Here is a 20,574-nt window from a genome sequence, read left to right as displayed (position 1 = left end):
GGGTGTGGCGACCGCCAGCACGATCCACATCAAAAGCAACAAGCCGAGCAGCGTCAGCCCGAACAGGGCGTTGTAATTGCGCTTCGGCTTTTCGGCGGGGATCGCCTCGGTGCTCATTTTTGTCCTCCCGTCTTTTCTTGTTTCTCGGCCAGCGCTTGGCCCAAAATGTCCTCATGGCTGGCGGTGCGGAAGCCATGCGTGGCGACCAGCTTGCCGCGGCGGAACACATGCAGCGTGTCGGCGAGCTCGTAGACTTCCGGCAGGTAGGACGAGATCAGGATGATGCCGGCGCCCTTGGACAGAAGCGTCGAGAACAGCCGGTAAATCTCGGCCTTGGTGCCGAGATCGACGCCGACCGTCGGCTCGTCGAAGATGAACAGCTTGGCGCCATGCGCCAGCCATTTGCCGATGACGATCTTCTGCTGGTTGCCGCCCGACAGGCTGGAGGCCAGCGCGTGGCGGGTCGGCGTCTTGATCCTGAGATCGGCTATCTGGCGATCGGCCTCGGCCTTCTCGCGCGAGCCTGAGATCAGAAGATTGCTCGAGATGCGCTTGTAGATCGGCAGGTTCAGATTCGTGCCGACCGGCAGGTTGAGGCAGAGGCCTTGGTCGCGGCGGCTTTCGGGGGCGAGGGCCATGCCGAGCCTTATCGCGTCATGCTCGGAGTTGACTTGCACCTCCTTGCCTTGCCACAGGATCTGACCGGCCGACTTCCTGTGGCGGCCGTAAAGCGTGGTGACGAACTCGCTGCGGCCGGCTCCGATCAAGCCGTAAAGTCCGACGATCTCGCCCGCGCGGACAGTCACCGAGACGTTCTCGAAACCCTTGCCGGAGAGATTCCGAGTCTCGACGATCGTCGCGCCCGGCGTGAAATGCTCCTTGTGGTAGATCTGCTCGATCGAGCGGTTGATCATCAGCTTGACCAGTTCCGGCTCGCTGGTCTCGGCTATGTTGCGCGTGCCGACGAGGGTGCCGTCGCGCAGCACCGAAACACGGTCGGCAAGCTCGAACACCTCCTCCATGCGGTGGCTGATATAGATGATGGTGACGCCTTCGCCTTTCAGACGGCGGATCAGCTTGAACAGCTGGTCGGCCTCCTTGCGGGTGAGGTAGGCGGTCGGCTCGTCGAAGATGAGGAACTTTGTCCCGCGTACCGTGGCGCGGGCGGCGGCGATCAGCTGCTGCTGGCCGATGGTGAGGTCGCCCAGCATGACATGCGCGGGCAGGTCGAAGCCGAGCCCATCGATGATCTTCTGCGCTTCTTTCACCATGGCGCGCTGCTGCAACAGACCGAAGCGGGAATTCTCCTCGCCGAGGAACATGTTGGCGGCGACGGTGAGGTGGCGGCAAAGCACGACCTCCTGGTGGACGGCATTGATGCCGAGCGCCATCGCCTCGTGCGGCGTGGCCAGCGCCTCGGGTTTACCTTCCCAGACGACTTCGCCGGAGGTGCGCGGCATGACGCCGGTTAAAAGCTTTATCAGCGTCGATTTGCCGGCGCCGTTCTCGCCGACGATGGCGTGGATCTCGCCCGACTTGAAGGCAAGGTCCACCGGCTTCAGCGCATGCGTGCCGGGATAGCGCTTTTCCAGGCCTTTCAACTCGAGGATGGTCCTGCCCGGTTTCAGCGTGGGGGGCGGGTGCAGTTCCTGCGCCGTCGACGTCATAACAATCCTCCCAGATTGATCCAACCGTTGGATACGCAGCGATGCGTCTGGCGCGCATCTAGAAGGCAGAGCCTAAAGTAAGCCGGCGGATTTCCAAACTGTCCGCGGCGATGTTTCCGGGGCGGCGAAGCCCCGGAAACGAATGTCGCGAAGATCAGTTGAGCTTCGGGTTGAGCAGCGCGTCGATCTTCGGATCCTTCATGTTGTCCTTGGTCACGAGATTGGCGCCGGTGTCGACATTGGCCTCGACCTTCTCGCCCTTCGAGGCGGCTAAGGCGGTCTTGATGCCGTCGTAGCCCATCCGGTATGGATCCTGGACGACGAGGCCGGAGATGACGCCGTCGTTGAGGAACTTGATCAGCTTCTCGTCGCTGTCGAAACCGATCAGCGCCACCTTGCCGGCGAGGTTGTTCTCGGCGATCGCCTGGCCAACGCCCTGCGCCATGATCAGGTTCGAGGCGAAGATGCCCTTGAGGTCCGGATTGGCGGTGATCAGGTCGGTCGCGATGTTGAGGCCGGTGGTGGCCTGACCGTCGGCATATTTGTCGGCGACCAGTTCGAGGCCGGGATATTTCGCCTTGAGCTGTTCCTTGAACCCTTGCGCGCGCTGCTCGAGCGAGCCGGCGCCGGGCAGCGCGGTGATCAGCGCAACCTTGCCCTCGACTTTGCCGCCATTGGCGGCGCCGATCGCGGCAGCGAGACCGTCAGCCGCGACACGGCCGCCCTGGACGTTGTCGGTGGTGAGGAAGGAGGTGAAGGCCTTGGATTCGGCGCTGGAGTCGATGCCGATGACCTTGACCTTGGTCGCCGCCTCGTCGATCGGCTTGCCGAGCGCCTTGGCCTCGGTCGGCGCGATCACGATCGCGGCCGGATTGCCGGCGACGGCGTTCTCGAGGATCGAGATCTGACCGTTGACGTCGGTTTCGGCCTGGGCGCCGAGCTCCGGCACGTTGATGCCGAGATCCTTGCCGGCCTTGCGGGCGCCGGCCAGCACGATTTGCCAGTAGAACGAAGTCGTGTCCTTGACGATGATTGGGATGGTCACGTCGGCCGCCGAGGCGGGTGCCGAATGCATCGCACCGGCGAGCATTGAGGCGGCGGCTAAAGCCACGAAGGCGCGGCGGTTGAGAAGGCTGGTTACGAATTTCATTAGGTTCCTCCCTAAAATCGCCCGGTGAAGGTTCGGAAGCTCCATCTGGATAGGCGCAAGCCAAACAGAACTTTATCAATAAAAAACATTTGCTCGATTTTGATAGTGCATTGCCCTGATCGATGCAAGCGGTGTCTCATGCCGTTTGCGTGATGGCGTGGCAGCTGATCGGTCTGCTGGATCTCCGCATCTCAGCCAAGCTGCTGGACGATCGTATAAGGATCGTATTTGGCAAATTCCGCCGCCGCTACCTTGACATCCAGCAGTTCGAGATTGCGCGTCAGATTAGCGGGCTTGGCGGTGCCGGTCAGCACCGAGGCAACGACAGGCTCGTGCAGAGGGAATTGGAACGCGGCAGCGGCCAGCGGATAGCCACCTCCGATGGCGATGCGCTCCATTGCGCTGACGCGGTCGAGAATATCCTTGCTCGCCGGCAGATAGTCGAAATGCGCGCCATGCACCGGTCCCGTCGCCAATATGCCCGAGTTGAAGACGCCGCCGATGATCAGCGAGGTCCGCCGCTCGCGGCAAAGCGGCAGCAGGTCGGCCTCGGCGCTGCGATCAAGCAGCGAATAGCGGCTGGCGAGCAGGATGCAGTCGAGCGGCGCGCGGCGAAGCACGTCAAGGCAGATCTGGACCTCGTTGACGCCAAGACCGTAGGCGGAAATCGTGCCGGACGATTTCAGCTCCTCCAGCGCCTTCAGCCCGCCGTCCATCAGCTGACGGAAATGCAGCTTCGTCTTCTCGACGCCATGCGTGTAGACGCCGATGTCGTGGACGAACAGGATGTCGATCTTGTTGAGGCCGAGCCGCGCGTAGGAAAAATCCACTGAGCGCATGATGCCGTCATAGGAATAGTCGTAGTCGAGCGCGAAGGGTAGCGGATCGACATAGGAGTGATCGGGAACCTGGTCCTCCGGCACCGGCCGGAACAGGCGGCCGACCTTGGTCGAGAGCACATAGGAGGAGCGCGGCTTCTCACGCAGGAAATCGCCTGTGCGCCGCTCCGACAGGCCGAAGCCGTAGAAGGGCGCGGTGTCGAAGTAACGCAGCCCGCCGTCCCAGGCCGCTTGCAGCGTTTCCATTGCGGGCTCGCGCGGACAGGCGCGATAAAGGCCGCCGATGGCGGCGCCGCCGAAGCTGACTTCGGTGACTTCGAGCGCGGTCGCGCCGATCCGGCGTTTGTTCATCAAAGCCTCCCTTTGCCGTTCGACCGGCGGTCGTTTCGACTATTTAGAGCGTCGCGCCGAGATGCCAGGGCACGAACTCGTTGTCGCCGTAGCCGAACGCCTCGCTCTTGGTCTTGCGTCCGGACGCCGTCTCGATGATCAGCTCGAAGATCTCGCGGCCCATGCCGGCGATCGTCTTCTCGCCGGAAGCGATGACACCGCAATTGACGTCCATGTCCTCTTCCATCTGGTGGTACATGGTCGAGTTCGTGGCGACCTTGATCGACGGCGTCGGACGGCAGCCGAAGCAGGAGCCGCGGCCGGTGGTGAAGACGATGACATTGGCGCCGCCGGCCACCTGGCCGGTGGCCGAGACCGGATCGTAGCCGGGCGTGTCCATGAACACCAAGCCGCTGCCGCTGACCTTCTCGGCGTAACCGAAGACGCCGTTGAGCGGCGTCTGACCGCCCTTGGCAACAGCACCCAGCGATTTCTCCAGGATCGTGGTCAGGCCGCCGCGCTTGTTGCCCGGCGAGGGATTGTTGTCGATCGAGGCGCCGTGCTTGGCTGTATGGTCCTCCCACCATTTCACAAAGCCGTCGAGCTTGGCTGCGATCTCGGGCGAGGCGGCGCGATAGGCAAGCAGATGCTCGGCGCCGTAGATCTCGGTCGTCTCGGACAGGATGCCGATGCCGCCGCAGCCGGCCAGAATATCGACCGCCGCCCCCAGCGCCGGATTGGCGGTGATGCCGGACATGCCGTCCGAGCCGCCGCATTGCAGGCCGACGACGATTTCGCTGACCGGGATCGGTTCGCGCTGCAACTGGCCGACCTCCTCGGCGATCTCGGCCAGCACGCCCATCGCCCGCTCGACGGATTTGCGCGAGCCGCCGGCCTCCTGGATGTTGAAGTGCCGCTTTCCCGCCGCGACGCCCTTTTGGCCATAAAGGGTGAGCTGGTTGACCTCGCAGCCCAGACCGACCATCAGCACGCCGCCGAAATTCGGGTGGCGAGCATAGCCGGCCAGCGTGCGGTGCAGCACCATCATGCCGTCGCCGGTGGCGCTCATGCCGCAGCCCTGGCCGTGGACGATGGGCACGAAACCGTCGATGCCGGGATATTTCGGCAAAAGCGTGCGATTGGCCTCGTCGGCGATCGCATGGCAGACGGTGGACGAGCAATTGACGCTGGCGATGATGCCGATGAAGTTGCGCGTTCCGGCGCGACCATCGGCGCGGCGATAGCCCATGAAGGTGCGCTTGCGGTCCGCTTCGGTGGCGTGCTCGGCCTCGCTCGGCGGCACCACCGGCAGGCGGCCACTCTCGAACACCAGATTGTGCGAGTGGACGTGCTCGCCCGGCGCGATGGCTTGAGTGGCGCGGCCGATCGCCTGCGCATATTTCACCCCCGCTTCGCCCGCCGCGATCGGCTTGATCGCCACCTTGTGCCCAGGGTCGATCGCCGCCACCGCAACCGCGCCGCCGGGCAGCGCCGCACCGATCTCGATGCGGCCATTGGCGACCGCGACATTGTCGGCGGGGGAAAGAAGAATGGTGCTTGCGGCGTTCACGGGCGGCTGTCCTGGGTAAACCTGGGAGTGTGGGCGGATTGACATGCGCCCGTTTGAGGATAATGTCTTTTATCGTGAAAAAACATTTTTGCGTCAATTGTTTTTTCATCGCGCGCCGCGCCCTTGGGTGCGTGGCCGCCCGTTAGATAAAGCCGGCGAAATTCGTTCCGCATTTCGGAGGCTTGCGCTAGGAACACCGATCATATTGCGCTTCCGGCCGGCTGCCGCAAGCGTTGGGGATACGGGCATGTCGAAGAGCAACAACGTCTACAAGGACGCCTTCAACCGCGGACTGCGGCTGCTCGACGAAACCAGGAGCCTGCCGTCCGAGCCCGAGCTCGGAACGCTGCTCGGCGTCAGCCGCACCACGGTGCGCAGCATTCTTTCGCGCATGGAAGAAACCGGGCTGATCGCCTGGAACAAGCGCAACAAAACGGTGCTGCGGGCGCCGAAGGCGGAAGATTTCTTCCCCGAGGAAGAGACCGACTCGCTGGCCGAGATCATCGAGCGCTCCTTCATGCGCCGGCTGCTCGCCGGCGGCGCGGAAGCGGGCATGCAGATCAACGAGCTCGAGCTGGCGCGCGAGATCGGCGTCGGCACCACCAGCGTGCGCGAATTCCTGATCCGCTTCTCGCGCTTCGGCCTGATCGAGAAGCGGCGCAACAGCCATTGGGTGCTCAAGGGCTTCACCCGCGCTTTCGCGCTTGAGCTGACCGAGATCCGCGAGATGTTCGAGCTGCGTTCGGCGGCTGCCTTCGTCGCGCTGCCGCAGGATAGCGCGGTCTGGGCCGATCTCGACCGGCTGGAGATCGAACATCGCCAACTGGCGAGCGAGATCGCGACGCGCTTCAACGAATTCTCCGAGCTCGATGAGCGCTTCCACCGGCTGATCCACCGCGCCTCGCACAACCGCTTCATCGTCGATTTCTACGATGTGATCGCGATGATCTTCCACTACCACTACCAATGGAACAAGGCGCAGGAACGCGAGCGCAACGAGGTCGCAGTCCAGGAGCATCTGGCCTATATCGCGGCGCTGAAATCGCGCGATCCCGCCAAGGTGGACGCCGCCTGCCGCAAGCACCTGAAGTCGGCGCGCCAGACGCTGTTGAGCTCAATTCCGGAAGGGCGGCAGGTGCAGCCCGCCTGATCAGGCGCGTCGCGCCGCGTTGCCGCAGCCCGGTTTTGACGATTTTCCGGCCGCCGCCCCCATGCTAGGCTCGGTGGAATTGCTGGAAAGAGGCAGGTCATTTGGATATCCGGCTGAGACGATGGAGCATGCCGACCGCGTTCGTCGCGGCGCTGCTGCTGTTGCTTCAGTCGGCGCTTGGCGCCTTCGCCTTTGGCGCTCCTTCGCAGCTTGATGCCTTCGGCAACGTCATCTGCACCCATGACGGGGCGGTCAAGCTTCCGGGCGGCGATCCGCACCGGCAGCATATGCCGGCTTGCTGCTTGGCTGGCTGCAGCCTGGTTTCGCCGGCGCATCTGCCGCCGCCGGATACCCGTGCGCCCGTCAGGGTGCTGGTGTTCGACGCGGTCGCTTTCCCGCCTTTCGCCTTTCGGCATCTCGATTTTGCCCGCGACCGCTCTCCGGCCAATCCGCGCGCGCCGCCGGCCGCAGTCTGACAAAAACCCGCGAAACCCTTTCGCAGGCGCATTCATCCAAGATCAGACTGCTCGCGGCCGGATCACGGCGCGATCTCATACTCATGGAGCAACCATGTCCAATCTTCTTCCCGCCGCGCGAGCGCAAGCTCGTCCGCGCGGTTTCGAACGGCTCGGCCTTGCCGTGTTCGCTCTTCTTCTGTTCGCATGCGTTCCCGGCGCCCAGGCGCATGAATTCAAGGCCGGTGACCTGGAAGTCGGGCACCCGTGGTCCCGCGCAACGCCGCCCGGCGCCAAGGTGGCCGGCGGCTATTTCACCGTCACCAACAAGGGCGGCTCGCCCGACCGGCTGCTGTCGATTTCCTCCGACATCTCCGACAAGGCCGAATTGCATGAGATGAGTGTCAAGGACGGCGTCATGACTATGCGGCCGGTGAGCGGCGGGCTCGTGATCCCGGCCGGCGGCAAGGTCGCACTGAAGCCGGGTGGCTATCACCTGATGTTCATCGGCCTGAAGCGACAGCCCAAGCAGGGCGAGAAATTCCCGGCCACGCTGACCTTCGAGAAGGCCGGCAGCGTCAAAGTCGAGTTCGCCGTCGAGGGCATGGGCGAGATGGGCAGCATGGACGATCACGCCGAGTGATCATTTCGAAATTAGAGGGACAATTCATGAAGAAGTATCTTTTGGCGGTGGGCGCGGTTCTGGCGCTCGGGACAAACGCCGCGCTTGCGCACATCACGCTCGAAACCCAGGAAGCGGCCGTCGGCTCGACCTATAAGGCCGTCCTGCGCGTGCCGCATGGCTGCGAGGGCAAGGCGACGACCGCGGTGCGCGTGCAGATTCCGGAAGGCGTCATTTCGGTCAAGCCGATGCCAAAGCCCGGCTGGACGCTGCAGACCAAGAAAGGCCGATACGAGAAATCCTACCAGCTCTATGGCGAGACGCTGACCACCGGCGTCAAGGAAGTCGACTGGAGCGGCGGCAACCTGCCGGACGAATTCTATGACGAGTTCATTTTCCGTGCTTCGCTCGCCGCCGATCTTCCGGCCGGCCAGATGCTCTATTTCCCGGTGGTCCAGGAATGCGGCGATGCCGCCGATCGCTGGATCGAGATTCCGGCGGCGGGACAGGATGAGGATGCACTGGAAAATCCGGCGCCCGGCATCAAATTGCTGCCGAAGAAATGATCTCTCGATGGCGCGTCCCATTCGGGCGCGCCGTCCCTTCTCGAAAGACCGCATGAACGCAGCAGCAACTTTCCCAATCCGCCTGACGGGCATGCGCATCGGGCCAGTCGCCAGCGGCCTGTTCGCGGCTTTCGTACTCGTGCTGCTGCTGGTGCTTCCCGGCCGCGCCCTCGCGCATGCGGCCTTGGTCGCGACCGATCCGCCCGATGGTGCGGTGCTGTCGCAGAGTCCCGCGCGGTTCTCGCTGACCTTCAGCGAGCCGGTTTCGCCCCTGGTGCTCACTCTGGTGCGGCCGGACGGCACGCAACTTTCGCTGACCTCCTTCCGGCTCAACGATCAGACCGTCGAGATCGATAATCCGGAAAGGCTCGAATCCGGCACGCATGTGCTGAGCTGGCGGGTGATTTCGGAGGACGGCCATCCGGTCGGCGGCTCGGCGCTGTTTTCCGTCGGCGCGCCAAGTGCTGCGCCGGTAGCGGGCGAAGCCGTCGATTTGGCGCTGCGCACGGCAATCTGGATGGGTAAGCTCCTTCTCTATGCCGGGCTGTTCCTCGGCGCCGGCGGCGCCTTCGCGCTCGCCTGGCTCGCGGGAGACTGTCGCTGGGGCCAGGGTTTCGTTATCGGCGCTCTTCTGTGCGGACTGGCCGCCGCCCCGTTCTCGCTCGGATTTCAGGGGTTGGACGCGCTCGGCGCGCCGCTCGCCCGGTTTGCGGCGCCCATCGTGTGGGAGACCGCGCTTGCCACCAGCTTCGGCTGGACGGTGCTTGCCGCCCTGATTGCACTCGGCCTTGCCTTGCTGTCCCTCGCCGGACCGCGCGCTCTTGGCAAGCTGCTTGCGCTCGCCGGGCTCGTCGGTGTGGGCACGGCGCTTGCGGCAAGCGGCCACGCCAGTGCCGCCGAGCCGCAATGGCTGACGCGGCCGCTGGTTTTCCTGCATGGCACAGCCATCGCCTTCTGGAGCGGCGCGCTCGCACCGCTCGGCCTTGCGTTGCGTTGTCAGCCGGCGAAGGCCAAAATCTTCTTGCGCCGGTTTTCGCGCGCGATCCTCCCCGTGGTTGCCGTGCTTGCGATAAGCGGCATCGTGCTGGCGATCATCCAAGTGCGCGAACCGGCAGCGCTGATCAACACCGCCTATGGCCGCCTGCTGCTGCTGAAACTGGCCCTGCTTTTGTTCCTGTTCACCCTTGCCTCCGTGAACCGATGGACGCTGACCGCGCCGGCCGAAACGGGCGACACGGAAGTGCAGCGGCGGCTGGTGCGTTCGATCGGCATCGAGACGCTGATCGTGCTTGCCATCTTCGGCGTCGCCGCCGGCTGGCGCTTCACGCCGCCGCCACGCGCGCTGGCGATCGCCGCAGCGCAGCCGGCCTCGATCCACATCCACACCCTGCAGGGGATGGCCGATCTCAGCATCACGCCCGGCCATGCCGGCCAGGTTGCCGCCTCGATGGTGATCATGACCGGCGATTTCGGCCCGATGGATGCCAAGCAGGTGACCCTGGTGCTGTCGAAGCCGGATTCCGGCATCGAGCCGATCAAGCGGCCGGCGACGAAACGCGGCGACGGCACCTGGCGCGTCGACGATCTCGTCATCCCGCTGCCCGGCCGCTGGAACGCTCGGCTCGACATCCTGGTTTCCGATTTCGAGATGGTGAAGATTGAAGCGCCAATTGATATCAGAGCCGACTGACCTGGGCCGCGACACAATTCGGCGAGGCGGTTGACGCCGTCGCGAAGGCCCGTCAATCATCCGTCCAAAGCGCGGCTTCAACAAAAGTTCGAAAGCAGGGAAGAAACGATGGAAAAAGCCGAAATCGGCCTGATCGGCCTTGGCACGATGGGCTCCAACCTGGCGCTCAACATCGCCGAGCATGGGCACCGCATCGCCGTGTTCAACCGCACCGGTTCGCGCACCGACGCCTTCGTCGAGAGCGCAGGCGCGCTCAGGGACATGGTTGTGCCCTGCTACAGCCTGGAGGAACTCGCCGCAGCGATCCGGCCGCCTCGGCCGATCATCATCATGGTGCTGGCCGGCAAGCCGGTCGACGAGCAGATATCGGCGCTGCGCGGCGTGCTCTCCGACAACGACATCGTCATCGATGCCGGCAATGCCAATTTCCGCGACACGATGCGGCGCTTCTCCGAGCTGTCGGGCTCCGGCCTGACCTTCATCGGCATGGGCGTCTCGGGCGGCGAGGAGGGCGCGCGCCACGGGCCGTCAATAATGGTCGGGGGCACGGAAGACTCCTGGAAGCGCGTCGAGAGGGTGCTGACGGCGATTTGCGCCAAGTTCAAGGACGAGCCTTGCGCCGCCTGGCTCGGCACCGACGGCGCCGGACATTTCGTCAAGACCATCCACAACGGCATCGAATATGCCGACATGCAGATGATCGCCGAGATCTACGGCATACTGCGCGACGGTCTCGGCATGGAGCCGAAAGAGATCGGCAGGGTCTTCGACGGCTGGAACAAGGGCAGGCTCAACTCCTACCTGATCGAGATCACCGCCAAGGTTCTCGCAGCCGACGATCCCAAGACCGGCAGGCCGGTGGTCGACATCATCCTCGATCGCGCCGGCCAGAAGGGCACCGGCAAATGGTCGATCATCGAAGCGCAGCAGCTCGGCATTCCGGCGACGGCCATCGAGGCTGCCGTCGCGGCGCGCGTGCTGTCGTCGATCAAGGACGAACGGCAGGCGGCGGAAAAGGCCTACGGCAATATCGGCGTCGAGAAGATTTCCGGCGACAAGGCGGCGCTGCTGAAGGATCTCGAGCTGGCGCTGTTCGCCGGCAAGATCGCGGCTTACGCGCAAGGTTTTGCTGTGATGAGCGGCGCCTCAAAGGAATTCAACTGGAGCCTGCCGATGCCCACCATCGCCAACATATGGCGTGCCGGCTGCATCATCCGCTCGCAGATACTGGACACAATGGCGGAGGCCTTCGGCTCAGGCGGCGCCTCGACCAATCTCCTGATGGCGCCGGCCTTCATCGCCATGATGAAGGAGGCGCATCCGTCGCTCAGGCGCATCGTCGCGCGGGCCTCCGAAGCCGGCTCGCCGGTGCCGGCGCTGTCCTCGGCGCTCGCCTATTTCGACAGCTATCGCCAGGGCCGCGGCACCTCGAACCTGATCCAGGCGCAGCGCGATTTCTTCGGCGCGCACGGCTTCGAGCGCATCGGCGAGGAGGGGGCGTTCCATGGGCCGTGGGGAAGCGGCGCCGCCTAGAGTCAGGTTAGGCCAGCGTGCAAAGGGCGGCTTCCTGCGCTCCCGGTCCTACTCAAGGACGCTTCCAGTTCTCGGAAGCCGCCGACTCGGCCTGACCTGACTCTCAACTCGCGCCAGTCAACCCCGATAGGGCAGGACCTCGCTCGGTTTGCTCAGCGATTGCAGTGAGCCAGGTTCCTTGCCGCCGATCCAGCCGAGCACAGCGCGGGCAAGCTCGGAGCCGGCGAGCCGGAAATTCTCGTTCACGACCAGCAGTTCGCGCCGGAACAAATGCAGCACTTCCGAGGACTGTTTCGACACCACGTCGACATCGCGGCCGAGTTTCAGGCCGGCGTCCTCGATGCCTGCAACAACGGCGAGCGTGGCGGCGGCGGCGCTGCTGACGATGCCGTCCGGACGGCTCTCGCGGAGCATGAGCTGCGCAGTTCGCATCCTGATCTGCTCGATCGTGTGGTCGATGGAGACGGTGTTGAACGGCACCTCGCTGGCGCCGACTTCGCTCAGCGCATCGGCAAAACCGTTCACCGTGTGGTCGTAATAGGTGAGGCCGACCGGCGGCGTCACCAGAGCCAGCCGGCGCCGGCCCATGCCGGCGAGATGGCGGACCGCCTCGCCGGCGAAAGCATAGTTGTCGAAGTCGTGATAGGGATGCACCAGCCCCATGTCGGTGCGGCCATGCGTGGCAAATGGGATGCCGCGTTCCAGCATATAGCGGGCGCGCGGGTCGTTGGGCTGCGTGCGTGAAATGATAACGCCATCGGCGGAGCCCGTCTCCACCAGATAGCGCACCGGATCCAGCGGGTCCTGCGAGCGCGAATAGGGCGTGACGATCAGGTGATAGGGCGTGTCGGCGATCACCTCGGTGACGCCGTAGATGATGTCCGAGACGAAGCTCATCAGCTCGTGCTCGGTGTTGAGCACCAGGCTAATGACGTTGGTCTTGCCCGTCCTCAGCCTCACGCCGGCGCGGTTCGGGCGATAGCCGATCTGCTTGGCGACGAGCTGCACGCGCCGCCTGGTCTCGGCGCCGATCTCCGGCGCGTCCTTCAAAGCGCGCGAGACGGTGGTGACGCCGAGCCCGGTCATGAAGGCAAGCGTCTTCAGCGTCGGCCGTTCCTTAGCCGACGTGTCGTCGTCCTTCTCGTTTGCTCGTCTGTCCATTCGTCCCGCCCGTCAGGCGCATAGCAGCCGCGAAGCCGGCCGGCAATCGCGCCCATCGCATTTGCGCGGCCTTCAGCCCGTGACACGGTGCAATATACTGAAACGTTACAGATTGCCAACGCCCGTGATCAATGGGCAGGCCGCACTCGTTGCGGTCAGCGCCGGAGGGGGGTGGACTGAAAGCCACTGGGATCATAAACACATCTCGATTTACCTCTGCTTTTGCATCGATTGGCCGCACCATCGACTCCCCGGCAGGCCTTTGGAGAGGATTTTGTTCGCGCCTCGAAGAAATCTCATGCCGTCCCATTCGAGGGGTTGCCTATATCGGGCATTTGCCGTATCGAAAATCTGTAACGTTTCAGATTCTGGGAGGAACCGAAATGCGATACAAATTCCTGACTGCCGCGTTCGCCGCGACGGCCGCGCTGAATTTCGCCGGACCGGCGGCCGCGACCGATCTCGAAGTCACCCATTGGTGGACTTCGGGCGGCGAGGCGGCGGCAGTGGCTGAACTTGCCAAGGCGTTCGACGCGACCGGCAATCACTGGGTCGACGGCGCCATCGCCGGTTCCGGCGGCACGGCGCGGCCGATCATGATCAGCCGCATCACCGGCGGCGATCCGATGGGCGCCACCCAGTTCAACCACGGCCGGCAGGCGGAGGAGCTCGTCCAGGCCGGGCTGATGCGCGACCTCACCGATCTCGCCACCAAGGAAAAGTGGACGGAAATCGTGCGGCCGAAGAGCCTGCTCGACTCGTGCACCATCGGCGGCAAGATCTATTGCGTGCCGGTCAACATCCATTCCTGGCAGTGGCTGTGGCTGTCGAACGAAGCCTTCCAGAAGGCCGGCGTGCCGATGCCGAAGGACTGGAATGAATTCGTGGCGGCTGCGCCGGCGCTGGAAAAGGCCGGCATCATCCCGCTCGCGGTCGGCGGGCAGCCCTGGCAGGCGTCCGGCGCCTTCGACGTGCTGCTTGCCGCCGTCGGCGGCACCGACGCCTTCCTCAAGGTCTACAAGGATAAGGACGCCAAATTCGCAAGCGGTCCCGAAATCGCCAAGGTGTTCAAGGCCGCCGACGACGCCCGCAAGATGGCCAAGAACACCAATGTGCAGGACTGGAACCAGGCGACCAATCTGGTCATCACCGGCAAGGCCGGCGGCCAGATCATGGGCGATTGGGCGCAGGGCGAGTTCCAGGTCGCCGGCAAGACCGCCGGCAAGGACTACACCTGCCTGCCCGGTCTCGGCCTGAACGAGGTCATCGCCACCGGCGGCGACGCGTTCTACTTCCCGCTGCTCAAGGATGCCGACAAGGCCAAGGCTCAGGAAGTTCTGGCCGAGACGCTGCTCGACCCGAAGACCCAGGTCGCCTTCAATCTCAAGAAGGGCTCGCTTCCGGTGCGCGGCGACGTCGACCTCAACACGGCGAACGACTGCATGAAGAAGGGCCTCGCCATCCTCGCGAAAGGCGCGGTGATCCCGTGGACCGACCAGCTCTTGTCGCAGGACAGCCAGAAGCAGAAGGAGGATCTGTTCTCCGAATTCTTCGCCAAGCCCGACATGACGCTCGAAGAGGCGCAGAAGCGCTTCGCCGACATCATCGCGTCGGCAGACTGATCAACGGCGCCCCCGCCAGCTCCCGGCCCCCGCCTATCCGGGGTCGGGGGCGTGATGCCCTCATTGTCCCAGCCCGGCTGCCGAGATGAGCAACAGCGAACGCCCCAACCAGCTTTTACGCAACCTCAACGCCAAGGTCGCATCGATCCCGATGATCCTGACCGCGCTGGTCGTCTTCGTCGGCGGCACGGCCTGGACGGTGCTCTATTCCTTCACCAATTCGAAGCTCTTGCCGCGGCTGAACTTCGTCGGCCTCGACCAATATTACCGGCTATGGGCGACGCCGCGCTGGCTGGTGTCGATCGAGAACCTTTTGATCTACGGCGTGATCTCGCTGGTGTTCTCGCTGGTGATCGGCTTCATCCTCGCGGCATTGCTCGATCAGAAGATCCGCTTCGAGGACACGTTTCGCACGATCTTCCTCTATCCTTTCGCACTTTCTTTTATCGTCACCGGGCTGGTCTGGCAGTGGCTGCTCAATCCCGATTTCGGCATCCAGCGCGTCGTGCGCGACCTCGGCTGGACGAGCTTCAGCTTCGATCCGCTCTACAATTCCAGCATCGTCATCTACGGCATTTCGATCGCGGCGCTCTGGCAAGGCACGGGACTGATCATGTGCCTGATGCTCGCCGGCCTGCGCGGCATCGACGAGGACATCTGGAAGGCCGCACGGGTTGACGGCATACCGATGTGGAAGACCTATGTCTTCATCATCATTCCGATGATGCGGCCGGTCTTTATCACCACCTTGGTGATCATCGCCGCCGGCATCGTCAAGGTCTACGACCTTGTGGTGGCGCAGACCAGCGGCGGTCCGGGCATCGCTTCCGAAGTGCCGGCGAAATACGTCTACGACTACATGTTTTTCGCCCAGAATCTCGGCCAGGGCTTTGCCGCCTCGACCATGATGCTGCTCTCGGTGGTAATCGTCATCGTGCCTTGGGCCTATCTCGAATTCGGAGGCAAAAAGCATGGCTGAAGCTGCTGCCTCCATGTCCGGTGATGCTCTTCGGCGCGAAGCCGTGTCGCGCGATGCATCGGGGCCGAGCGGAACGAAGCCGCGGCACGTGCTCTCGCGTCGCAACATCTTCCTCTACGGCACGCTGATCGTCGTGGCGCTCTATTATCTGCTGCCGCTCTACGTGATGATCGTCACATCGCTGAAGGGCATGCCGGAAATCCGCCTCGGCAACATCTTCTCGCCGCCGCTGGAGATCACCTTCGAGCCTTGGGTCAAGGCGTGGTCGCAGGCCTGCACCGGGCTCAATTGCGACGGGCTGTCGCGCGGCTTCTGGAACTCGGTGCGCATCACCGTGCCGTCGGTGCTGCTGTCGATCGCGATCGCTTCGGTCAACGGCTATGCCTTGGCCAACTGGCGCTTCAAGGGCGCCGACACCTTCTTCATCATCCTGATCGTCGGCGCCTTCATTCCCTATCAGGTGATGATCTACCCGATCGTCATCATCCTGCGCGAGATCGGCATCTACGGCACGCTGACCGGCCTCGTGATCGTGCATTCGATCTTCGGCATGCCGATCCTGACGCTCCTGTTCCGCAACTATTTCACGTCCATGCCGGAGGAACTGTTCCGCGCGGCGCGCGTCGATGGCGCCGGTTTCTGGGGCATCTACCTGCGCATCATGCTGCCGATGTCGCTGCCGATCTTCGTCGTCGCCATCATCCTGCAGGTGACCGGCATCTGGAACGACTTCCTGTTCGGCGTCGTCTACACCCGCCCCGACACCTATCCGATGACGGTGCAGCTCAACAACATCGTCAACTCGGTACAGGGCGTGAAGGAGTACAACGTCAACATGGCCGCGACCATCCTGACCGGCCTTGTGCCGCTCATCGTCTACTTCGTTTCCGGCAAGCTCTTCGTGCGCGGCATCGCCGCCGGCGCGGTGAAAGGATGATGATGGCAGCAGCGATCGCCAATCCTAGCGTTTCGATCCAGGACCTGTCGCTGAATTTCGGCGTCATGTCGGTGCTGAAGACGCTCAATCTCGACGTCGCCGAGGGCGAGTTCATCGTGCTGCTCGGGCCATCCGGCTGCGGCAAGTCGACCTTGCTCAACTGCATCGCCGGCCTGCTCGACATCTCCGAGGGCCGCATCTTCATCAAGGGCAAGAATGTCACCTGGGAGGAGCCGAAGGATCGCGGCATCGGCATGGTGTTCCAGTCCTACGCGCTCTACCCGCAGATGACGGTGGAAAAGAACCTCTCCTTCGGCCTGCGCGTCGCCGGCGTGCCCAAGGACGAGATCGCCAAACGCATCGCGCGCGCGGCGGAGATCCTGCAGATCGAGCCGCTGTTGCAGAGGAAGCCGTCGGCGCTTTCCGGAGGCCAGCGCCAGCGCGTGGCGATCGGGCGGGCACTGGTGCGCGACGTCGACGTCTTCCTGTTCGACGAGCCGCTCTCCAACCTCGACGCCAAGCTGCGGTCGGAATTGCGCGTCGAGATCAAGCTTTTGCACCGCAGGCTGCAGAACACGATGATCTACGTCACCCACGACCAGATCGAGGCGATGACGCTGGCCGACCGTATCGCGGTGATGAAGGGCGGCGTCATCCAGCAGCTCGATGCGCCCCAGACGATCTACAAACGCCCGGTCAACCGCTTCGTCGCCGGCTTCCTCGGCTCGCCGGCGATGAATTTTATCAAGGGACACCTGGAAGCAAGCGACGCGCCGGTGTTCAAGGCCGACGGTGTTTCGGTGCCGCTCGGCCGTTATCAGTTCGACAACGAAAGCGGGCGCGCCGCCAAACCCTGCGTGTTCGGCATCCGACCGGAGCATATCGCTTTTGGCGAAGCGGCGAGGGCCATGCCGTTCACCGCCGAGTCCACTGTCGAGATTGTCGATCCGATGGGCTCCGACACGCTGGTGTGGACGAAGCTCGGCGGCCAGATCCTCTCCTTCCGCGTCGAAGCCGACAAGACGCTGCGCAGCGGCGATGCGATCCGCATCGGCTTCGATCCGGCGCGCGCCTCGCTGTTCGACGCCGAGACCGACAGCAGGCTCTAACCTCCCACCACAACCTCCCGGAACCATCAAACAGAACGGACAGACAGATGAACTGGTCATTCCAACTTTACAGTGCCCGCAACTTCCAGCCATGGGACGGCGTGCTGAAAATGCTCGGCGAACTGGGCTACAAAGAAGTCGAAGGTTTCGGCGGCGTCTATGACGATCCCAAGGCTTTCCGCGCCGAGCTCGACAAGAACGGGCTCGCCATGCCGACCGGGCATTTCTCGATCGATGCGCTCGAGAAGGATTTCGACGGCGTGCGCAGGATTGCCGATGCGCTCGGCATCTCGCTGCTCATCTGCCCCTACCTGATGCCCGATGCGCGGCCGGGCGACGCCGCCGGCTGGCGCGGCTTCGGCGAGCGGCTTGCCAAGGTGGGCGACACCGCGAAGAAGGCCGGCTACGGCTTTGCCTGGCACAACCATGATTTCGAGTTCAAGCCGCTCGTCGACGGCTCGCTGCCGCAGGAGCACATCCTGTCCGCCGCGCCCGACATCGGCTGGGAGATGGACGTCGCCTGGGTGGTGCGCGGCGGCGCCGATCCGCTGCCCTGGATCGAAAAGCACGGCAAGCGCATCAGTGCCGTCCACGTCAAGGATATGGCGAAGCCGGGGGAGGGGCTGGACGAGGACGGCTGGTCGGATGTCGGCCACGGCACCATCGACTGGGCCGGCCTGATCAAGACGTTGCGCGCGAAAAGCGCGACGAAGTACTTCGTCATGGAGCAGGACAACCCCAACGACATCGAGCGCTTCGCCCGTCGCTCGATCCAATCCGTCAAGAATTACTAGGACATACCATCATGGCAAACAAACTTGGCGTAGGCGTCGTCGGCTGCGGCAACATCTCGAAGGCGTATTTCTCGCTGGCGCCGCTCTTCCGCGGCATCGAGATGCGCGCCTGCGCGGACATCAACATGGACGCGGCGAAGATGCGGGCGAAGGAGTTCAAGCTTCGCGCCGAAACGGTCAACGACCTTCTCAAAGATGACGACATCGATATCGTCGTTAATCTCACCATTCCGGCCGTGCACTATGACGTGTCGAAGGCGGTGCTCGACGCTGGCAAGCACGTCTATTCGGAAAAGCCCTTCGTGCTGTCGGTCAAGGAAGGACTGGATCTCAAGAAGCGGGCGGAGAAGAAGGGGCTTCGCATCGGCTCGGCTCCCGACACGTTTTTTGGCGGCGCGCATCAGCTGGCCCGCGATCTGATCGACAGCGGCAAGCTTGGCAAGATCACCAGCGGCACCTGCCATGTGATGGGCCATGGCATGGAACACTGGCACCCCAATCCCGACTTCTTCTTCCAGCCGGGCGCCGGTCCGGTGCTCGACATCGGCCCGTACTATGTCACCAACCTGATCCAGCTGATCGGGCCGGTGAAGCAGGTCGCGGCTTTCGCGGCGACGCCGGCCAAGGAGCGCACCATCAGCTCCAAACCGCGCGCGGGCGAAAAAATCCCGGTCAACACGCCGACCACCATCCATGCGCTGCTGGAATTCGCGAATGGCGCGGTGGTGACACTCAACACCTCGTGGGACGTGTGGAGCCACGGCCATGCGCCGATGGAGCTCTACGGCGAGGCGGGCACCGTCTTTGTGCCGGACCCGAATTTCTTCGGCGGCGAAGTCCGCTTCACCGATGCGACCAAGCCGGTGAAGAAGCTTCCCAAGTGGGATCATCCGTTCGGCGTGCCCAATGAGATGCACAGCCAAGGCATGATGGCCAACTACCGCACGGCAGGTCTTGCCGACATGGCGATCGCGATCGGCGAAGGGCGGCCGCACCGCTGCTCGATGGAGCTGGCGCTGCATGCCGTCGATGTCATGACCGGCGTCCTGCGCTCCGGCGAAAGCGGCAAGTTCGTCGCCATGCAGACGACCTGCGAGCGGCCGGCGGCGCTCGGCATCAAGGAAGCGAAGGCGCTGCTGGCGAAGAAAAAGTAGGTGGCAACCCCTCTCCCCGTTTCGGCGGGGAGAGGGTAAAGGTGCGGGGCGAGCATCGATTCAAGTCACCTGGCGGCGATCCCGGCCGCCTTCCCAAGGATTCCCTATGCCCTATGTCGCCGCCGAGAATCGCTACGAGAAGATGATCTACAACCGGTGCGGACGGTCCGGCCTCAAGCTGCCGGCCATCTCGCTCGGGCTGTGGCACAATTTCGGCAATGACACGCCGCACAAGACCAAGCAGGCGATCGTGCGCAGAGCCTTCGACCTCGGCATCACGCATTTCGATCTCGCCAACAATTACGGCCCGCCGCCCGGCTCGGCCGAGACCGCCTTTGGCGAGATCCTGCGCACCGATTTCGCCGCCTATCGTGACGAGCTGATCATCTCGACCAAGGCCGGCTATGAGATGTGGGCCGGCCCCTACGGCGAATGGGGCAGCCGCAAATATGTGCTCGCGAGCCTCGACCAGAGCCTCAAGCGGATGGGGCTCGATTATGTCGATATTTTCTATTCCCACCGTTTCGATCCCGAGACGCCGCTGGAAGAAACGATGAGCGCGCTCGACCATGCGGTGCGCTCGGGCAAGGCGCTCTATGCCGGCATCTCCTCCTACAATTCGCAGCGCACCCGCGAGGCGGCCGACATCCTGCGGCGGCTCGGCACGCCCTGCCTGATCCATCAGCCGAGCTATTCCATGCTCAACCGCTGGGTGGAGGAAGACGGGCTGCTCGATACGCTGGAAGGGCTCGGCATCGGCTCGATCGTGTTCTCGCCGCTGGCGCAGGGCATGCTGACCGATAAATATCTCGGCGGCATCCCGGAAGGCAGCCGCGCATCCCAGGGCAAGTCGCTGCGTCCGACTTTCATCAACGATAAGTCGGTCACCAACATCAAGGCATTGAATGCCATCGCCGGCCGGCGCGGCCAGACGCTGGCGCAGATGGCGCTGGCCTGGGTGCTGCGCAAGGGACGCGTGACGACGGCGCTGATCGGCGCCAGCCGGCCGGAACAGGTCGAGGATTGCGTCGGCGCTCTCAAGGCGCTCGACTTCAGCGACGCCGAGCTTGCCGAGATCGACACCTATGCGCGCGAGGCCGACATCAATCTTTGGGCGGCATCCGCCGAGCGCAAGGGACCGCCGCGCAAGTAGCCCGCGCCGGGCCGCCAGCTGCGGAAACAGTGGCAAAGATGCGCGTTCGTCGCTATCTCATGGACCAAAGGCGGTTCGCGTGCGCAGTCGGCA

18 protein-coding genes and 1 pseudogene are annotated in these 20,574 nt (G+C 63.8%); 13 read left to right on the top strand and 6 right to left on the bottom strand.

What is annotated here, in order from left to right; all coding sequences use genetic code 11:
* The 5 genes and pseudogenes from EOA75_RS34855 to EOA75_RS04090 form a co-directional block, all read right to left on the bottom strand.
* Positions 1-117 (bottom strand): annotated as a pseudogene (locus EOA75_RS34855) (ABC transporter permease); the annotation flags it as partial.
* On the bottom strand, positions 114-1,667 hold the full coding sequence (locus tag EOA75_RS04105; protein WP_127323692.1) for a sugar ABC transporter ATP-binding protein: 1,554 nt from the start codon (positions 1,665-1,667) through the stop codon (positions 114-116). The gene EOA75_RS04105 and the pseudogene EOA75_RS34855, both read right to left, overlap by 4 nt.
* Positions 1,668-1,821: 154 nt before the next feature.
* Positions 1,822-2,817, bottom strand: coding sequence for an ABC transporter substrate-binding protein (locus EOA75_RS04100; RefSeq protein WP_067004132.1), 996 nt, complete (start codon positions 2,815-2,817; stop codon positions 1,822-1,824).
* Between the two features lie 191 nt (positions 2,818-3,008).
* The gene (locus EOA75_RS04095; RefSeq protein WP_095800595.1) at positions 3,009-4,007 is read right to left on the bottom strand and encodes an aldo/keto reductase; all 999 of its coding nucleotides are present in this window, start codon (positions 4,005-4,007) and stop codon (positions 3,009-3,011) included.
* 43 nt (positions 4,008-4,050) lie between these two features.
* Entirely contained in the window at positions 4,051-5,556 is a 1,506-nt protein-coding gene (locus EOA75_RS04090; RefSeq protein ID WP_127323691.1) for an altronate dehydratase family protein, read from the bottom strand.
* A 247-nt stretch (positions 5,557-5,803) separates the two neighbouring features.
* On the opposite strand from EOA75_RS04090, the gene EOA75_RS04085 reads away from it, so the two are divergent.
* The 6 genes from EOA75_RS04085 (at position 5,804) to gndA (ending at position 11,572) form a co-directional block, all read left to right on the top strand.
* Positions 5,804-6,706, top strand: a complete 903-nt coding sequence (locus tag EOA75_RS04085; protein ID WP_067318943.1) for a GntR family transcriptional regulator — start codon at positions 5,804-5,806, stop codon at positions 6,704-6,706.
* A 128-nt stretch (positions 6,707-6,834) separates the two neighbouring features.
* Positions 6,835-7,182, top strand: a complete 348-nt coding sequence (locus EOA75_RS04080; protein WP_127215390.1) for a DUF2946 family protein — start codon at positions 6,835-6,837, stop codon at positions 7,180-7,182.
* A gap of 94 nt (positions 7,183-7,276) precedes the next feature.
* Positions 7,277-7,804, top strand: coding sequence for a copper chaperone PCu(A)C (locus EOA75_RS04075; RefSeq protein WP_127240079.1), 528 nt, complete (start codon positions 7,277-7,279; stop codon positions 7,802-7,804).
* Between the two features lie 26 nt (positions 7,805-7,830).
* Entirely contained in the window at positions 7,831-8,349 is a 519-nt protein-coding gene (locus tag EOA75_RS04070) for a YcnI family protein (RefSeq protein ID WP_095780096.1), read from the top strand.
* Between the two features lie 52 nt (positions 8,350-8,401).
* On the top strand, positions 8,402-10,039 hold the full coding sequence (locus EOA75_RS04065) for a copper resistance CopC/CopD family protein (RefSeq protein ID WP_127323690.1): 1,638 nt from the start codon (positions 8,402-8,404) through the stop codon (positions 10,037-10,039).
* 108 nt (positions 10,040-10,147) lie between these two features.
* Complete coding sequence (gene gndA / locus EOA75_RS04060; protein WP_127216908.1) at positions 10,148-11,572, top strand: NADP-dependent phosphogluconate dehydrogenase; 1,425 nt, start codon at positions 10,148-10,150, stop codon at positions 11,570-11,572.
* Positions 11,573-11,689: 117 nt separating this feature from the next.
* Here gndA and EOA75_RS04055 read toward each other — a convergent pair whose 3' ends face one another.
* Entirely contained in the window at positions 11,690-12,733 is a 1,044-nt protein-coding gene (locus EOA75_RS04055; RefSeq protein ID WP_127216907.1) for a LacI family transcriptional regulator, read from the bottom strand.
* Between the two features lie 383 nt (positions 12,734-13,116).
* Here EOA75_RS04055 and EOA75_RS04050 point away from each other — a divergent pair, with 383 nt between their 5' ends.
* From EOA75_RS04050 to mgrA, 7 genes are all read left to right on the top strand, one after another.
* Positions 13,117-14,355, top strand: coding sequence for an ABC transporter substrate-binding protein (locus EOA75_RS04050; RefSeq protein WP_127216906.1), 1,239 nt, complete (start codon positions 13,117-13,119; stop codon positions 14,353-14,355).
* 85 nt (positions 14,356-14,440) lie between these two features.
* Positions 14,441-15,334, top strand: a complete 894-nt coding sequence (locus EOA75_RS04045; RefSeq protein ID WP_067318934.1) for a sugar ABC transporter permease — start codon at positions 14,441-14,443, stop codon at positions 15,332-15,334.
* A complete protein-coding gene (locus EOA75_RS04040; protein ID WP_095800588.1) occupies positions 15,327-16,271 on the top strand; it encodes a carbohydrate ABC transporter permease in 945 nt (314 codons plus the stop codon). The genes EOA75_RS04045 and EOA75_RS04040 overlap by 8 nt, the downstream gene beginning before the upstream one ends.
* Entirely contained in the window at positions 16,271-17,380 is a 1,110-nt protein-coding gene (locus tag EOA75_RS04035; RefSeq protein ID WP_127217481.1) for an ABC transporter ATP-binding protein, read from the top strand. Before EOA75_RS04040 ends, EOA75_RS04035 begins: the two co-directional genes overlap by 1 nt.
* Before the next feature lie 47 nt (positions 17,381-17,427).
* On the top strand, positions 17,428-18,174 hold the full coding sequence (locus EOA75_RS04030; RefSeq protein ID WP_127323689.1) for a sugar phosphate isomerase/epimerase: 747 nt from the start codon (positions 17,428-17,430) through the stop codon (positions 18,172-18,174).
* 11 nt (positions 18,175-18,185) lie between these two features.
* On the top strand, positions 18,186-19,328 hold the full coding sequence (locus EOA75_RS04025) for a Gfo/Idh/MocA family oxidoreductase (RefSeq protein ID WP_095783546.1): 1,143 nt from the start codon (positions 18,186-18,188) through the stop codon (positions 19,326-19,328).
* A gap of 106 nt (positions 19,329-19,434) precedes the next feature.
* Positions 19,435-20,481, top strand: a complete 1,047-nt coding sequence (gene mgrA / locus EOA75_RS04020; protein ID WP_127216731.1) for an L-glyceraldehyde 3-phosphate reductase — start codon at positions 19,435-19,437, stop codon at positions 20,479-20,481.
* The last annotated feature ends 93 nt before the right edge of the window (positions 20,482-20,574 follow it).

It is taken from the genome of Mesorhizobium sp. M1A.F.Ca.IN.022.07.1.1 (assembly GCF_003997575.1).
Classification (GTDB): Bacteria; Pseudomonadota; Alphaproteobacteria; order Rhizobiales; family Rhizobiaceae; genus Mesorhizobium.
This window is presented reverse-complemented; position numbering and strand designations above follow the sequence as displayed.

Bases quoted from the DNA above. Each gene is read 5' to 3' on its own strand.
- EOA75_RS04105 (WP_127323692.1), bottom strand. From the start codon at position 1,667: ATGACGTCGACGGCGCAGGAACTGCACCCGCCCCCCACGCTGAAACCG.
- EOA75_RS04100 (WP_067004132.1), bottom strand. From the start codon at position 2,817: ATGAAATTCGTAACCAGCCTTCTCAACCGCCGCGCCTTCGTGGCTTTA.
- EOA75_RS04095 (WP_095800595.1), bottom strand. From the start codon at position 4,007: ATGAACAAACGCCGGATCGGCGCGACCGCGCTCGAAGTCACCGAAGTC.
- EOA75_RS04085 (WP_067318943.1), top strand. From the start codon at position 5,804: ATGTCGAAGAGCAACAACGTCTACAAGGACGCCTTCAACCGCGGACTG.
- EOA75_RS04080 (WP_127215390.1), top strand. From the start codon at position 6,835: ATGCCGACCGCGTTCGTCGCGGCGCTGCTGCTGTTGCTTCAGTCGGCG.
- EOA75_RS04075 (WP_127240079.1), top strand. From the start codon at position 7,277: ATGTCCAATCTTCTTCCCGCCGCGCGAGCGCAAGCTCGTCCGCGCGGT.
- EOA75_RS04070 (WP_095780096.1), top strand. From the start codon at position 7,831: ATGAAGAAGTATCTTTTGGCGGTGGGCGCGGTTCTGGCGCTCGGGACA.
- EOA75_RS04065 (WP_127323690.1), top strand. From the start codon at position 8,402: ATGAACGCAGCAGCAACTTTCCCAATCCGCCTGACGGGCATGCGCATC.
- gndA (WP_127216908.1), top strand. From the start codon at position 10,148: ATGGAAAAAGCCGAAATCGGCCTGATCGGCCTTGGCACGATGGGCTCC.
- EOA75_RS04055 (WP_127216907.1), bottom strand. From the start codon at position 12,733: ATGGACAGACGAGCAAACGAGAAGGACGACGACACGTCGGCTAAGGAA.
- EOA75_RS04050 (WP_127216906.1), top strand. From the start codon at position 13,117: ATGCGATACAAATTCCTGACTGCCGCGTTCGCCGCGACGGCCGCGCTG.
- EOA75_RS04045 (WP_067318934.1), top strand. From the start codon at position 14,441: ATGAGCAACAGCGAACGCCCCAACCAGCTTTTACGCAACCTCAACGCC.
- EOA75_RS04040 (WP_095800588.1), top strand. From the start codon at position 15,327: ATGGCTGAAGCTGCTGCCTCCATGTCCGGTGATGCTCTTCGGCGCGAA.
- EOA75_RS04035 (WP_127217481.1), top strand. From the start codon at position 16,271: ATGATGGCAGCAGCGATCGCCAATCCTAGCGTTTCGATCCAGGACCTG.
- EOA75_RS04030 (WP_127323689.1), top strand. From the start codon at position 17,428: ATGAACTGGTCATTCCAACTTTACAGTGCCCGCAACTTCCAGCCATGG.
- EOA75_RS04025 (WP_095783546.1), top strand. From the start codon at position 18,186: ATGGCAAACAAACTTGGCGTAGGCGTCGTCGGCTGCGGCAACATCTCG.
- mgrA (WP_127216731.1), top strand. From the start codon at position 19,435: ATGCCCTATGTCGCCGCCGAGAATCGCTACGAGAAGATGATCTACAAC.